14 protein-coding genes are annotated in these 15,393 nt (G+C 48.0%); 7 read left to right on the top strand and 7 right to left on the bottom strand.

Features of this window, described 5'->3' with window-relative positions:
* The first annotated feature begins 148 nt into the window (after nucleotides 1–148).
* From AT705_RS01040 to AT705_RS01025, 4 genes are all read left to right on the top strand, one after another.
* Nucleotides 149–1,960, top strand: a complete 1,812-nt coding sequence (locus tag AT705_RS01040) for a M2 family metallopeptidase (RefSeq protein ID WP_049863018.1) — start codon at nucleotides 149–151, stop codon at nucleotides 1,958–1,960.
* A 117-nt stretch (nucleotides 1,961–2,077) separates the two neighbouring features.
* Nucleotides 2,078–2,887, top strand: coding sequence for an ABC transporter permease subunit (locus AT705_RS01035; RefSeq protein ID WP_058795119.1), 810 nt, complete (start codon nucleotides 2,078–2,080; stop codon nucleotides 2,885–2,887).
* A complete protein-coding gene (locus AT705_RS01030) occupies nucleotides 2,884–3,801 on the top strand; it encodes an ABC transporter ATP-binding protein (RefSeq protein ID WP_058795118.1) in 918 nt (305 codons plus the stop codon). Before AT705_RS01035 ends, AT705_RS01030 begins: the two co-directional genes overlap by 4 nt.
* A 36-nt stretch (nucleotides 3,802–3,837) precedes the next feature.
* Nucleotides 3,838–4,338, top strand: coding sequence for a SixA phosphatase family protein (locus AT705_RS01025; RefSeq protein WP_058795117.1), 501 nt, complete (start codon nucleotides 3,838–3,840; stop codon nucleotides 4,336–4,338).
* 30 nt (nucleotides 4,339–4,368) lie between these two features.
* Here the strand turns inward: AT705_RS01025 and sohB are convergent, their stop codons facing one another.
* Entirely contained in the window at nucleotides 4,369–5,382 is a 1,014-nt protein-coding gene (sohB, locus tag AT705_RS01020) for a protease SohB (RefSeq protein WP_058797876.1), read from the bottom strand.
* Between the two features lie 72 nt (nucleotides 5,383–5,454).
* Nucleotides 5,455–7,875 (bottom strand): VolA/Pla-1 family phospholipase, encoded by a 2,421-nt coding sequence (locus AT705_RS01015; protein WP_058795116.1) that lies wholly within the window; start codon nucleotides 7,873–7,875, stop codon nucleotides 5,455–5,457.
* Nucleotides 7,876–8,144: 269 nt separating this feature from the next.
* Here AT705_RS01015 and AT705_RS01010 point away from each other — a divergent pair, with 269 nt between their 5' ends.
* Entirely contained in the window at nucleotides 8,145–8,888 is a 744-nt protein-coding gene (locus tag AT705_RS01010) for a YciK family oxidoreductase (protein WP_058795115.1), read from the top strand.
* Nucleotides 8,889–8,929: 41 nt separating this feature from the next.
* Here the strand turns inward: AT705_RS01010 and rluB are convergent, their stop codons facing one another.
* Genes rluB through rnm form a run of 5 tightly spaced genes read right to left on the bottom strand, consistent with a single transcriptional unit; the run spans nucleotide 8,930 to nucleotide 12,713 of the window.
* Nucleotides 8,930–9,790, bottom strand: coding sequence for a 23S rRNA pseudouridine(2605) synthase RluB (gene rluB, locus AT705_RS01005; protein ID WP_010385476.1), 861 nt, complete (start codon nucleotides 9,788–9,790; stop codon nucleotides 8,930–8,932).
* Nucleotides 9,787–10,374 carry an SMC-Scp complex subunit ScpB gene (gene scpB, locus AT705_RS01000; RefSeq protein ID WP_058795114.1) on the bottom strand — a complete coding sequence of 196 codons (588 nt, stop codon included), beginning with the start codon at nucleotides 10,372–10,374 and terminating at the stop codon, nucleotides 9,787–9,789. The genes rluB and scpB overlap by 4 nt, the downstream gene beginning before the upstream one ends.
* Before the next feature lie 50 nt (nucleotides 10,375–10,424).
* Complete coding sequence (locus AT705_RS00995; RefSeq protein WP_058795113.1) at nucleotides 10,425–11,240, bottom strand: segregation and condensation protein A; 816 nt, start codon at nucleotides 11,238–11,240, stop codon at nucleotides 10,425–10,427.
* 2 nt (nucleotides 11,241–11,242) lie between these two features.
* Nucleotides 11,243–11,863 carry an L-threonylcarbamoyladenylate synthase gene (locus AT705_RS00990; protein WP_010385480.1) on the bottom strand — a complete coding sequence of 207 codons (621 nt, stop codon included), beginning with the start codon at nucleotides 11,861–11,863 and terminating at the stop codon, nucleotides 11,243–11,245.
* A gap of 4 nt (nucleotides 11,864–11,867) precedes the next feature.
* Nucleotides 11,868–12,713, bottom strand: a complete 846-nt coding sequence (gene rnm, locus AT705_RS00985; protein WP_058795112.1) for an RNase RNM — start codon at nucleotides 12,711–12,713, stop codon at nucleotides 11,868–11,870.
* Nucleotides 12,714–13,231: 518 nt separating this feature from the next.
* Between rnm and AT705_RS00980 the strand changes: the two genes are divergently transcribed.
* Both AT705_RS00980 and AT705_RS00975 read left to right on the top strand, forming a co-directional pair.
* Nucleotides 13,232–14,806: an anthranilate synthase component 1 gene (locus tag AT705_RS00980; protein WP_058795111.1), complete on the top strand. Its 1,575-nt coding sequence runs from the start codon at nucleotides 13,232–13,234 to the stop codon at nucleotides 14,804–14,806.
* Complete coding sequence (locus tag AT705_RS00975) at nucleotides 14,803–15,393, top strand: aminodeoxychorismate/anthranilate synthase component II (RefSeq protein ID WP_058795110.1); 591 nt, start codon at nucleotides 14,803–14,805, stop codon at nucleotides 15,391–15,393. Before AT705_RS00980 ends, AT705_RS00975 begins: the two co-directional genes overlap by 4 nt.

Genomic DNA, 15,393 nt, shown 5'->3' with positions numbered 1-15,393 from the left:
GGTTTCGGCACCTCCCGGTTCATGGCGCTTTAAGTATGGAACAAATGCCACTTATCACAATATTTTTACTCAGCTTATACAACGCGATTTGTCGCAATCAACCGACACTGGTATTATCACGTCTCTAATAACGATAATTGGAACAATGATGGCACTACAATTCAAACTCAGCCTGGGCGCCCTCGTGGTTGCCGGGGCACTCTCTCTGAGTGGATGTAACTCAACAAGCACGTCAACCCTGACCGAAAAAGACGCTGAAGCATTTTTAACCAAAGCAGAAAAAGACCTGCAGGACCTGAGCTATCGCAGTGCACGTTCAGCCTGGATCTATGCCAACTTCATTACAGAAGACACGGCATCACTGGCCGCTGACGTAAGCCAGGAATACACTGAAAAACTAGTCGCATTGGCCAATGAAGCAGCTAAGTTTGACGAACTTGAGCTAAGTTACGACAATCGTCGTAAACTCGACAAGCTGAAACTTAACCTGACATTACCAGCGCCAAAAGACGCGGCCAAAACGGCTGAGCTGGCTAAGCTATCGGCAGAGCTGGACGGTATGTACGGTAAAGGTAAATACTGTAAAGACGGCAACTGCATGAGTCTGGGTGAAATGACATCCAAAATGGCCAACAGCCGAAACTACGATGAACTATTGGACGTATGGCAAGGCTGGCGTCAGGTTTCTCCTCAAATGCGCCCTCTGTATAAAGACTTAGTGTCTTTGGCAAATGAAGGTGCTCAGGAGCTGGGGTATCGCGATACAGGCGCAATGTGGCGCAGCAAATACGATATGCCCGCGGATGATTTCGCCAAAGAACTTGATCGTATCTGGGGTCAGGTAAAACCGCTTTATGACTCATTGCATTGTCATGTTCGCGCAAAGCTTGGCGAAAAGTACGGCGAAGACAAAGTACCACAAGATCAGCCAATCCCGGCACACCTGCTAGGTAACATGTGGGCACAACAGTGGGGTAACATCTATGATCTGGTCGCACCTGAAAATGCCGATCCGGGTTATAACGTCACTGAACTGCTAGAGCAGCATAATTACGATGAAATCAAGATGGTAAAAGGTGCTGAGAAGTTCTTTACTTCAATGGGCTTTGAACCACTGCCAGAGACCTTCTGGACTCGTTCATTATTCACCAAACCGCAAGATCGTGACGTACAGTGTCATGCGTCAGCCTGGAACCTGGATAACAAAGACGATCTGCGTATTAAGATGTGTATCCAGCGCACTGGTGAAGAATTCTCCGTTATTCACCACGAGTTAGGCCATAACTTCTATCAACGTGCTTACAACAAACTGCCGTTGTATTATCAGGAAAGTGCCAACGATGGTTTCCATGAAGCTATCGGTGACACCATTGCTCTGTCAGTCACGCCTGGTTACCTCAAAGAAATCGGTCTGTTAGAGCAAGTACCAGATGAATCGAAAGACATTGGTCTGTTGATGAAAATGGCGCTTGACAAAATTGCTTTCATTCCATTTGGCCTGCTAGTTGACCAGTGGCGCTGGAAAGTGTACTCCGGTGAAATCAGCCCGGCAGAATACAATCAGGCCTGGTGGGAATTACGTGAAAAGTATCAAGGTCTTCAGGCACCTGTTACACGTAGCGAAAACGACTTTGACCCAGGTGCAAAATATCACGTACCAGGCAATGTACCTTACACACGTTACTTCCTTGCACACATTTTGCAATTTGAATTCCACAAAGCACTATGTGAAATTGCTGGTAACAAAGAAGCCATTCATCGTTGTTCAGTTTACAACTCGAAAGAAGCGGGCGAGCGCTTAAATGCCATGCTTGAAATGGGCAGCAGCCGTCCATGGCAAGAAGCACTGGAAAGCGTCACTGGCAGTCAGCAAATGGACGCAACCGCTATCCTGGATTACTTTGCACCACTTCAGACTTATCTGGATGAGCAAAATAAAAACCGCCAGTGCGGTTGGTAATTCCTTCGATTTAAAAAAGAGCCTGCGGGCTCTTTTTTATTCGCCACACTCTGAAACAATTCTCACCTTTCCCATCTATTTGCTTTTGCGTTAAGGTATCCGCAAAAGGAGTGCACTATGCCACTAAAAAGAATCATATTATTGAGTCAGTTTGAACTGACCCGCTTGTTTGCGACCAAACGCGGCTGGCTGGCGCTGGCCGCCTTCACTATGGTGTGGCTAATGATTTTACGCTTCCCCATTTATCACGCAGTTTCTGTTCTCAACAGCCCAGAGTTCTCTGATATCGCGGTGCAAATAGCCGGTTCAGTGGGGCTCTATTCACTTGCACGTTGGCCAGAGGCTGAACTGTCGGTCTACTGGATTATTGCGTTATTTAGTTTTCCAGTTTTTACCTTGTTTGTCAGCGCAGATCAAACGGTTGAGGACGCAAAACGGGGCACGCTCAGATTCCTGACATTACGTGCCAACCGTGGAGAGATCCTGCTCGGCCGATTTACAGGCCAGGCGCTTATTTTACTGACCCTGATCACGGCCTCAGCCTTTGCTGCTTGGGTACTCATGCTCACCCGGGATGCCACACTGGCCATGGCAGGCCTGGGTAAAACTACCTCTATTATTGCGTTACTGGTTTTGACCACACTTCCCTTCATCGCGCTGATGAGCTTACTTAATCTGCTCGCCAGCTCAGCCAGGCTAAGTATCATTTATGCCAGCTTACTGTTCACCGTCGGGAATATGCTGATTAGTTACCTGAGCTCTTTGTTCGAACCGGTTCACTGGCTGTATTATTTGCTACCCGGTGTGCATATCAGCGACATTGCCCCCTGGCACGGTATCGGTTTACACGCCATTGCACTTCCCCTGCTGCAAACTGCGGTATTGTTAAGTGCTGCATTTTGGCTAATGAAAAGGAAAGATCTATGAGTACTCCAACGCCATTTGTCATCGAAGTCAACGACGTCACCAAGCGATTTTCCAGCAAATGTGCGCTGGACAAGGTCAGCTTTACGTTAGACCACGGCCATACGGTTGCATTGGTAGGGCCCAATGGAGCAGGAAAAACAACGTTATTCAGTATCTTGTGTGGCTTTTTACAAGCTGATGCAGGCAGCGTCAAAGTATTTGGACATACACCAGGCGACAACGTCCTGTTCGGTGTCCTAAGTGCCTTACCACAAGATGCACAGCTGGACCCCCGCTTTTCTGTGGGCAAACAACTGACCTTTTATGGTCAGTTACAGGGGTTAAGTCGCCGTGACGCGACACGTGAAACAGAACGCGTTTTGGAACTTGTTGATCTAAGTAACCAGCTCAATGCCAAAGCCTCTGAGCTGTCCCATGGTATGAGAAAACGGATCTGCATTGCACAAGCTTTAATAGGTGAGCCCAAAATTGTCTTGCTCGACGAGGCAACAGCAGGGTTAGATCCCATCAATGCAAAAGCCATCCGTTCATTGATTGCCAGTCTAAGTAAAGACATCACCTTTATGCTCAGTTCACATGATCTGAGTGAGCTGGAACGCTTATGTGACACTGTGTTGTATCTTGAACAAGGTAAACTAACCAGTCATCAAAGATATACCCAAAACAAGTCCAGCACCGCCTTTTTGACACTACAACTTCAGCAGGTTACCGATCAGATGCAGGAGCAGATAGCTCACCTTAACGGAGTGAAACACGTCAGACAATCTCAGCCTGATGAATTTGTTATCGAGTATGATACCAGCCATACGGCGCTGGATATTGCATTACTGGAGCTCTGTCATAATCAGGGCTGGACTTACAAGCAGTTAATTAATGGCAATACCCTGGAAAATGAGCTGTTCACGACACCCTAGTCTACACTGAGAACATACTTATTCGTTGGGTTATGTATGAATAAAACACTTAGATTGATCCGACACGCCAAGTCCAGCTGGCAGGAACCTCTGCTGCACGACATTGACCGGCCGCTCAAACCCAAAGGAGTGCGCAGGGCTCAGGCGCTGGCAAACCGGTTAGGCTTGCTGCCTGATACTCATATATTCACCAGCCCTGCTCGCCGGGCACGGGATACTGCGCATATCTTGCACGCTCAATGTCAGGTGGCTCAGGCTATTGAGGAAATACCGGCGCTCTATACCTTTGATGCCGTCGACTTAATGGACTGCCTGCACCTGCTGCCGGACCAGTACAATGATGTGACGATAATTGGCCACAACCCTGCCATGACGATACTGGTAAATCATCTGAGTACACACCAGTTTGATAACATAGTGACAGCAGGTTATGTCGAGCTGAATATAAGAGCTGAACAGTGGCACACTCTAGCGCCAGGCATAGCCACGTTGCAACATTATATACTCAGGCCTGAAAAAACAGACCAAAATAAGTAGGCAATGTGCAAACCACACTGCCCTAAGTGCTTAATAACTCGATTTTTGCCATTTAGAGAACAACCGCATCACGCCTTTTTCAAGGCTAAGACTGACACCTACGCCCAGTTTCTCAGCCAGCGATTTTTTCAGCTTAAATCGCACCTGATAGAGCTGATGGGCCTGATTTAAGTCTAACAACAGATCGTCACTGGTGCGAATTTCGTCTACCAGATCAAACTCATGTGCGTGTGTGGCCAGCCAATGCTCTCCAGTCGCCACTTTATCAATATCCATATTCGGTCTGTTATCGCTGACAAAACGCTTGAACAAACCATGGGTATGCTCCACTTCTTCACGGAACTTTTCTCGCCCTTTATCCGTATTCTCACCAAACAGAGTCAACGTTCGCTTAAACTCACCAGCGGTTATTTGCTCGTAATCAATGTCGTTCTTTTTTAGCAGCTTATTAAAGTTAGGCATCTGGGCAATGACGCCAATTGAGCCTACAATGGCAAATGGTGCAGCGATGATTTTATCTGCCACACAGGCCATCATATAACCCCCACTGGCTGCGATTTTATCCACACACACAGTCAGTGGCAGACCCGCATCTTTGAAACGTTGTAATTGTGAAGCAGCCAGCCCATAACCATGTACAACTCCCCCACCGCTCTCTAGGTTAACTACGACCTGATCCTGCTTTGCATCTGCAATGGTCAAAATAGCCGTCACTTCCTCTCTGAGATTTTCGACCTCATGAGCATCCATACTGCCGCAAAACTCAACAACAAAGACACGCTTTTTTGTTTCGGTTGAGTGTTCTGATTGCGTTTTTTTCTGCTGCTTAAGATGGGATTTCAGCGCTTTCTTATCCAGGGTTTGTGCCAGAAACTGCTCTTTAGCCTCGTCCAGTCGTTTGGACAGATTGGTCAGCTCGATTTCACCGGACTGTGAACTCGGCTTATGACTTGCTGCAACTATCATCGCAATAATCGCACCTAACGCAGCGATCAGCGTCACCGCTTTAGCCAAAAATAATCCGTATTCGTATAAAAATACCAACTTTCTACTCCTGAAATTTAAGTAAAAAAAAGCCGCTAAAACAGCGGCTTTTTCATAATCTCTCATATGCGATTATTTTGCAATAACAGCATCATTGGTGATTGGTAACTTCAGACCTTTTGAAACCAGGAAAGTCGCCAACTGCTGCTGGATTTCCATGGTCGCTGCGGCATGACCTTCTGCTGTGCCACCCGAACGCTCGTCAAAGCTGGTGGTCAACAGCGAGCTATGATGCCCCTGGCTAAAACGCACAACATAGCTACCTGCTGTGCCGTCGGTTGACATTTGCGTTTCGCTCACAGGCGTTAGCCCCATTACAGCGGCCATTGGCAAGCTGCCAGACAACGGATTGCTTTGCGTTGAAGGTGGGATTACCTGATCTTCTTTATTGCCATTCTCGCCACCTACAATGACCCCCATGTAAATAGGTGTACCCAGCGCGTTTACCGCGCCAGCATAGTTGAGCGGGTCAGCACTACCCAGCACGCTTTGTGCTGCATAAGCAAATTGGGTTACGGTTGCATCAATTGCCTCCAAAGAAACGGTATCACCGTTCGCCTCAAGCTGTGCCGTAAAGGTTGAATATGTACAGTTTGCAAACGCGCCGGCATCAGTCGCAAACTGACCGCAATCTGCGATAGCACCTTCTGCCCGGTAAGCATTAAACTGTTTTGATACAGCCAAATCCGTTGCCGCAGACAAGACAGCGCTTTTCACTACAGGACCAAACGAAGCAGACTCCACCAGGAAGTTTGCAATGCCCGAACCGCCGCTTGATAAGGCGCCCGCTTTCACGTTAAACAAGGCATCAACCTGCTCATCCAGCGGTGTATTAGCCAACGCGATGAAGCTAGGCCCAACAACCGATCCCAAAGAGTGACCAATAAAGCTCACATCCTGTGTATTGAACAGCAAAGGAACCGCCGTCGCCTGATTGATGAAATTCAGACCCAGACGCAGACCCAGCAGGTCGGCTGTTGACTGGCGCAGGTTATCACGCGCCACTAACAGTGATTGCAGGTTCATGTAGTGCAACACACTCTTGGTTGAGGCATTGAAATCATCTTCACCATCGCCGTCTACATCAATACCGCGATCGCCATGCAATGGATGATCAATTGCAACCGTTGCAAAACCAGCCTGAGTCAATGCCAGCGTCAGACCCAGCATGTCTTCTTTCTTACTGGTGATACCATGCTGCATGATAATAACCGGCCAGCCTGTTTCTGGGCGGTTTGTTTCGTCCGCAGGCATAGTGATCTGGACCGGAATATTATTCGCGCCCAGCGCTTTTGGAATTGGGTTATATTTGCTGACAAACTTGTGCTGATCCAGGCCTAAGTCTCTCAAACGGCCTTCAGATAACGCATTACAAAGCGTATCGTTACCTTCTCTTAGCTCTGGCGTGCCACCTGTTGCCTGAATATAGCCAGCAACAGCTGCTGCGTTATCACACTGTGCCTGCCAGTAGGTATCTGCCAGCGCTGCGTCGTCTTTCGTTTGCGGCTCACCCAGGTAACGCGGTAAAACAATATTACCTTGCAAGTATCTTACAGAGCGGAACAAAGGACGAATTTCGTCAGATAAAGGGAGGCCCGGCAAATCGGCAACCGTCAAGCCATCAGCAGGCTGCTGGCCAACGCTCAAAACGGGTCTTTGCTCAGTTGTCAAAGACGCTGCCAGCAACTGTTTCACGGCACCCATGACTTCAAAAGTCGAGTGTGTTGTCATTGCAGCTGAATAAATGATTTCTTCACTTGTCACAGTGCCCAGAGATGCCACCGCATTCTCATAGCTGCGCACAACCGCTTGCAAGCCTTTTTGTGCAGGTGTGACCAAAGGCGCTTCTTGCTTAAGCAATGTGTAAGAAGAAGAAGGCGCGACACTACCCGAAGTGTCTTTCAGACTTGTTGTTAACACTGTGATGTAAGTCGTTGCCGATTTTAGCGGCTTAACAGGAATAACATTAATGCTTTTCCCATCTGCACCTAACTGAGCGATGAAATCACCCGTAGGGCCAAAGGTCAGCTCAGCGACCCCTTTACAGGCAATCCCGGCTGGCACAGTTGCACAGTCCTGGTCAGTCAGGCTGGCGCCCATGACTACTTCAAAAATTCTCACAGCGCCGGGCGTAGAAACACTCGCCGCATCAATTTCAACACCGGCTGGCACCGTTAAATCAATCGCAAATGGCATTTGTGTTGACCAACCATCCAGTGCGCCTAACGCCAGTGAAGGATCGGCATAGTTGGCACGCTGGACTTTAACAGAGCCGTCATCGTTCAGTTCACCTGGAATATTCAGCGTGCCATCTTTAGTGCCGTTAAACAGCAGATCGTTAGGCACTGAGATCACACCGTTTGAAGGGTCGAATTTGATCGAGGCGCTGGGTGTTACAGCTGTGCTTTCTTGTTTTACATCTTCAAGGGTTTCACCGCCACCACAACCTGCTAAGGCTGCAGAAACCGCGAGTGAGAGTAGCATTTTTTTCATTTATTTGGCTCCGACATAATCTTATTATTATTCTTAGCCCTGAATTCAACCTAACTGCTTAAATTAGCTGGTAAATTGACCAATCAGAGAATATTTAGTTAAAACCTTTGCAAAAAGGTACTTAAAGGTAAATCTGCTTTTAATAAGACATTAGACCAGTTTAAGTTAACGCAAAGTGTAGCGTTTCGCCAGCCATATTTACAATAAATTCGATAACTTGGCTGTGGTATGTGGTAAAATATGCGGAAAAATTAGCTCAGAGGTTCAAAATGCATACTTATCAAGCAGCTGAGAATGCTTTAGAAAACAAAGTGATTTTGGTCACTGGTGCAGGCGATGGCATTGGCCGGGTTGCTGCACTGACCTATGCCAAACATGGTGCAACAGTTATTTTGCTGGGGAAAACCACCAGCAAACTAGAGTGTGTTTATGACGAAATCGTCGCCGCAGGTTATCCAAAGCCTGCCATCGTGCCTTTAGACCTTAAAGGTGCTACAAAACAACACTACCGTGATCTTGCCGCCACTATCGAACAACAATTTGGCAAGCTTGATGGACTACTGAACAATGCCTCTATATTAGGTGCATTGGGTCCGCTGGAACACTTTTGTGTGTCCACCTTCGAAAACATCATGAAGGTAAACGTTACTGCACAGGCAATGATCACTAAATATCTGTTCCCTGTTATGCGTAAAGCCCCCAGTGCCTCTGTTATCTTCACTTCATCTGGAGTCGGCCGTCAGGGTCGTGAATTCTGGGGAGCCTATGCGATTTCTAAGTTCGCTACTGAAGGAATGATGCAAACCTGGGCCGCAGAAGTAGGCAAAACCAACATTCGCATAAACTGTATCAACCCAGGGGCCACGCGCACTGGCATGCGCGCCACAGCCTACCCGGGTGAAGACAAAGATAAATTAAAGACACCTGAAGAATTGATGCCTACTTATCTTTATCTGATGTCCGATGACTCGACCGAAGTAAATGGCCAGTCGCTGGACGCCCAGGTAAAATAAAGACATAAAAAAAGCCGCGTAAGCGGCTTTTTTTATGTCTGTTAACGACGTTTGCTTTGCTTGAGGCGCTGATTATGCTTGCTTACCGCCTTGCGAATACGGTTTATCTTAGCACGCTTGTCTTTACGCTTTTCAGGCATCACCGACAGCTTAGTTTGCGTTTCAGGGCGCATTCCGACAGATTTACGAAGATAATTCACATCTTCCAGCTTCAGCTCTTCCCAGCCGCCCTGAGGTAGGCGTTTGCCCAACTCTAACTTACCGTAACGAATACGAATAAGGCGCGAGACTTCAAGTTCCTGAGACTGCCATAAGCGACGCACTTCGCGATTACGGCCTTCGGTCAAAGTGACATTAAACCACTTGTTCAGGCCTTCACCACCGCGTGGCGCCAGCTTCAGGAATTTCGCCGGGCCATCTTCCAGTTCTACGCCTTTTTTCAGGTTACGCAGGTGCTCATTAGTCACGTCACCAAATACTCGTACCGAATACTCTCGTTCTACTTCATATTTTGGATGCATCAAACGATTGGCCAGTTCGCCATCATTGGTGAACAATAACAAACCTGACGTATTAACATCCAATCGGCCGATAGCAATCCAGCGATCGCCTTCAATACGCGGGAGACGGTCAAACACAGTACGACGCCCTTCCGGATCTTTGCGCGTACACAACTCACCTTCTGGCTTGTGGTACATCAAGACACGGCAGATCCTATCATCCTGCTGTTCTACTTTTACGATATGCCCATCGACCCGGATAACCGCATTTTCCTCAACACGATCGCCCAGTCGGGCCACCTTGCCATCAACACTAACACGGTTGCTTTCGATGTACTTTTCCATTTCACGTCGCGAGCCAACGCCAGCGCGTGCTAAAACTTTTTGTAACTTCTCACTCATTCTGATGGTTCTCTCACAGAAGGATCATCTAACATCTGATCTAGCTTTTCGCCCTGTTGGGAAGGCAGCTCAGGAAGCATATCCAATCCATTAAGCGAAAAGTAGTCTAAAAATTGTTTCGTTGTTGCATACAGTGCGGGTTTACCCGGCACCTCTTTATAACCCACTATCTTTATCCATTGCCGCTCTAACAGGCTTTTGATGATATTCGAGCTGACCGTCACACCTCGCACCTGCTCAATCTCACCCCGGGTTATAGGTTGTCGATAAGCGATCAGCGCCAATGTTTCGAGCGTTGCACGAGAATACTTTGGCGCTTTTTCCTGCCACAGATTACTGAGCCACGGACTTAGGCTGGCACAGGCCTGAAAACGATAGCCCGTTCCGACTTCAACCAGTTTGACACCGCGGGTTTGATAATGCTCGCTTAAGGTATCCAGTGCCTGCCTGAGACGGGCATCAGATACATGAATATCCTGCAAAACAGTTTCTTTCAGTTGTTTGCGAGACAAAGGCTTATCGGCAACGAATATGGCTGCTTCAACCAGTTCAACCAATTGTTCATCACTGATACGACGTTTCATGCAAGTAGGATAAGGCTAGTCTAAAGCGGCGTATTATGACAGAGCCCGCCTCACTCGTGTAGCTTTAATGACAAATAAATTGCACTGGCGGGCGTACCGGCGGGAGTCACCTGCAAGCAGTTAATCAATTGCTCTTTCAATAACTCAAGCATAGCGATAAATGTGACCACTACACCACTGCGCCCCTCTGACAAAGTAAATAAACGTGTAAACTCAACCGGCTCGGTATGTTCAGACAAAAACTGAAGGATTGCGGCCATGCGCTCACGAGTAGATAACACTTCGGCACTGATCTGATGATGTTCAAAGGTTTTTGCCCGTGCCATCACATCACTCAGGGCCAAAAGCAGCTCAGCCATTTCGATGTCTGGTAGTCGGGCTTGTGGTTCTTCTGATTCTTCCATCAGCGCGCGGGCAACAAAAATCTCCCGATCGACACGGGGGATTTGGTCAAGATTTTCAGCCGCTTTTTTAAATTGCTCATACTCCTGAAGCCGTCTGACCAACTCTGCACGCGGATCTTCCTCATCCTCCAGTTCTTCGTGAACCGGCAACAATAACCGCGATTTAATCTGTGCCAGTAAAGCCGCCATAACCAAATATTCACCGGCCAGCTCCAGCTGCATGTCCTGCATCATCTCCACATACTGAACGTATTGCTGTGTGATACTCAGTATCGGTAGCTCAAGGATATCCAGCTTGTGGCGTTTAATGAGATACAACAACAGATCGAGCGGCCCCTCAAAGGTCTCCAGTATGACTTCCAGTGCATCCGGAGGAATGTACAGATCCTCCGGTTTTTCTAACACGGCCTCACCATGTAAAAATGCCAGTGGTAATTTTTGCTGGGCGTTCTGATCAGACATGATTATTCGAACTGGGTCGTGTCGCCGCAACCACGGCGCAGGATCACCACTTCATCGTCGGACATATCAATCACAGTCGTCGCCTGCTCTACCAGATACCCACCGTGAATGATTAGGTCAACGTGCTTTTCCAGACGCAGGCGAATGTCGTCCGGGTCCGATTCGGTAAATTGCTCATCCGGCAAAATTAACGAGCAAGACATCAGAGGCTCACCTAATTCGGTCAGTAAAGCAGCCGTAATCGGATGTTCTGTTACCCGGATCCCGATGGTTTTTTTCTTCTCATTAAGCAATCGCCTGGGGACTTCTTTGGTCCCTTTGAGAATAAACGTATAAGGGCCTGGCGTATTGTTTTTGATCATCCGGAACATTTGGTTGTCTACACGCGCATAAGTCGAAAGCTCAGATAAATCACGGCACATCAGCGTAAAGTTATGATGTTTCTCAATACCGCGAATACGCTCAATACGCTCCTTAGCCTGTTTGTTACCCAAGCTACACCCAATGGCGTATCCTGAATCGGTTGGATATACGATTACGCCACCTTGCTGAATGATGTCAACGGCCTGACGGATCAGACGACCTTGTGGATTATCAGGATGGATATGGAAAAATTGGCTCACGCTGTCACTCCTCTGTCGCGCCCCAGAACTGCCAAACACCTTGGCAATCTTTTGGTAAGTATAGATTTTTTCCAAGATCCAACCAGTTCGTTGGATAATGAAAGTCAGATCCCTGGCTGGCCAGTAAGTCAAACTCACGACTCAGCTGACCCAGAAATTGTCGCTCCGAAGGTGCCTGTTGTGGCTGTGCGACCTCCATTGCCTTGCCGCCCGCTGCACTATATTCACTTAGTAGTTTTCTGAGCCACTTATTCGACATCTGATAACGGCCCGGATGCGCCAGCACGCTCACACCACTAGCCTGATGGATCGCGTCTATTGCCTCACCCATGCTGCACCAGCTGCTGGGCACATACCCGATTTTGTTACGCCCCAGAAACTTTTTAAACACACCCTGAATATTCTTAGCGACCCCTCTGTCTACCAGTGCTTTGGCAAAATGTGCGCGGGTTATTTCAGCGTCCTCAGCCAGTATTTGTGCCTGCTCATAGATACCCTCATAACCCCTCTTCGCCAATCGTGCGCCAATCTCTTTAGCGCGCTCACGACGTTTTTGCTGTTGACTGGCAAGCAAGGTGCTCAGTGCATTGTTCGACTCATCTATATTCAGACCCACAATGTGTATTTCAAAGCTCTCCCACTTGGTTGAAATCTCAACCCCCGAGATAAGCGACAGCGGCAACTGCTGATCTGTGATGTACGCCCGAGCAGGAGCAAGACCAGCGGTGGTGTCGTGATCTGTAATGGCAAGTACGTCCACACCTCTTTCGGTTGCTCGTTCAAGCAAGGCACCGACCGCCAAACGACCATCCGAAAAAGTACTGTGACTGTGTAAGTCGTATTTTATCAAACTCTCATAACCTTCTAAAAAAATGCAGATTTTAGTATACCATGTTGTTTACTTCTACGGGCGGTTATCTGACGAACCAAACAGTGATAATGCAGCAAATAGCTAGGCCAAAATAACCATTTTCGGGGGCTGGCCGCTTTTTTTCCAATTTGACCTTGACACTTTGTCCCATAGTGCGGTTTACTGTGGTTACTAAATTTACATAACGACGACTTAACAAATGAAAACGCAAACAACTTTCAACATTTGGTGGTGGCACTCGTAATTAGCGGGTGAGTCGTTGTGCATGCAAGATTTTCGAAACCCGCGCTAAACACGCGGGTTTTTTTATAGCTAAATTTTCTAAAAGATATTGTACAGTGATCAATAATATAACAACTATTTTACTAGTGAAATCTTGGTGGTGGTGCCTGAGTTAGCGGGACGGCATCTTTGTACCTAATACATAGACCCCCGCAAGCAAATCGCTTTCGGGGGTTTTTTTTAGATTAATTTAAAAAAATTACGAGGAATGAGGTGTGATTTTTAGTCATATAACGACACAGCCCGGGGAAGTAACCAGTATTCGGTTACGGCGCGAATATATCGCCAGCCCCTTGTCTCTGTTCGCAGCGCTGGATAAGCCCAATTCATTGTTGCTGGAATCTGCAGAAATAGACTCCAAAGACAATGTAAAAAGCATTATCCTGGTCGATACAGCACTGCGCTTTGAATGCAAGGGCAAGAATGTCATAGTACGAGCGCTGTCCAACAACGGCGAGCAACTTCTGCCATATCTGGCGCAGGAAGTAGAACACTGTGGCGTAACGCTCGATAACTCTGTGCTGACCATTACTTATCGGGATACATCGACCGATCTCGATGAGTATGCCAAGCTGAAGGCCGATAACGCGTTTAGCGCGCTCAGAACCTGTATCAACCGTATCAAGTGCAACTCAGACACACCATTCTCGCTGTTTCTGGGCGGCGTATTTGCGTATGATATGGTTGCTAATTTTGAGCAACTCCCTGACGTTCAGGACGGTGCAAATAGCTGCCCAGACTACGTATTTTACCTGGCGGAGACCCTGCTGATCATAGATCATCAGGCTCAGACGACTGAGTTGATAGGTAATGTATTCAACGGCCCCGACGTTCATGCTAACTGTTTTGAAATAGGCCGACAGCTTGAAGTCCTTAATCATCAGTGTGATGCTTTGGAGTCATTCTCACCAAGCCCGCTTAAAGGTAATTGTGAGGTCAGTGTTGATATCAGTGACGAAGCTTATATAGAGCAGGTGGTAAAACTGAAGCAGCACATCGTAGATGGCGACATTTTTCAGGTTGTGCCCTCTCGCACCTTCTCTTTACCCTGTGCCGATCCCCTCTCGGCCTATAAAGCGCTTAAACAACAAAACCCAAGTCCTTACATGTTCTACATGCGTGATGAGGAGTTTGTTTTATTTGGTGCCTCTCCTGAATCGGCATTGAAATATTGTGAGCAGAGTAATCAGGTCGAAGTATACCCGATTGCGGGAACCCGGCCTCGAGGCAAGTTCGCCGATGGAAGTATCAACCCGGATCTCGACAGCCGCATCGAACTGGAACTCAGAGACGATCAAAAAGAACGCGCAGAGCACCTGATGCTGGTTGATCTGGCCCGCAACGATGTGGCACGGATCAGCATACCGGGTACCCGCCACGCCAAAGAGCTGCTGAAAGTTGACAGGTACTCTCAGGTAATGCATTTGGTTTCACGCGTAGTCGGTCAGCTGAAACCAGATCTGGATGCCCTGCATGCATACCAGGCCAGCATGAATATGGGCACCCTGGTAGGCGCGCCTAAAGTCAAAGCGGCTGAGCTGGTCAGGCACACAGAACAACAACGACGTGGTAGCTACGGCGGTGCTGTGGGCTATCTGACCGGCGATGGCGCAATGGACTCCTGTATCGTGATCCGCTCAGCATTTGTCAAAAATGGCCAGGCCCTGGTTCAGGCCGGTGCCGGCGTTGTTCATGACTCTGACCCACAAGCCGAGGCCGATGAGACCCGGGCGAAAGCCAGTGCCGTGATCAAAGCCATTCAATCGACCTATGCAGGAGCACCGGCATGATCCCTAAGATATATTTTCTCGATAACTTTGATTCCTTCTCTTACAATCTGGTCGATGAGCTGTCGCTACTTGGGGCCGAGCTCGTGGTGTATCGTAATCACCTCGATGCCCGCACCATTTTTGCCAAGATGCAGCAAGAAACCGATCCGGTGATCCTGGTTTTGTCTCCGGGTCCAGGTGCACCTAAAGATGCAGGGTGTTTACTTGAGCTGATTGAACTGTGCAAAGGTCACTATCCCATGCTTGGGATCTGCCTTGGCCAACAGGCACTGACACAAAGCTATGGTGGCGCCATTGGCCATGCCGGTGAGACAGTGCACGGTAAATCTTCCCATATTAGTGTCAAACCTCATCCCGTTTTTGACGGACTGGGTAAGTCTTTTCCTGTAGCTCGCTATCACTCTCTTATGGCAACTCAGGTACCTGAATGCCTGGAAGTCATTGCCAACTATGAAGAAATCCCAATGGCGATTTATCACCCGGACGATAAGGTGATCGGGTATCAGTTTCACCCGGAATCAATTTTAACCCCATGCGGCGCTCAACTGTTACAGCAAAGCATCGCCTATCTCACATCTGAGGAGTAG

Source organism: Pseudoalteromonas rubra (genome assembly GCF_001482385.1).
Classification (GTDB): Bacteria; Pseudomonadota; Gammaproteobacteria; order Enterobacterales; family Alteromonadaceae; genus Pseudoalteromonas; species Pseudoalteromonas ardens.
This window is presented reverse-complemented; position numbering and strand designations above follow the sequence as displayed.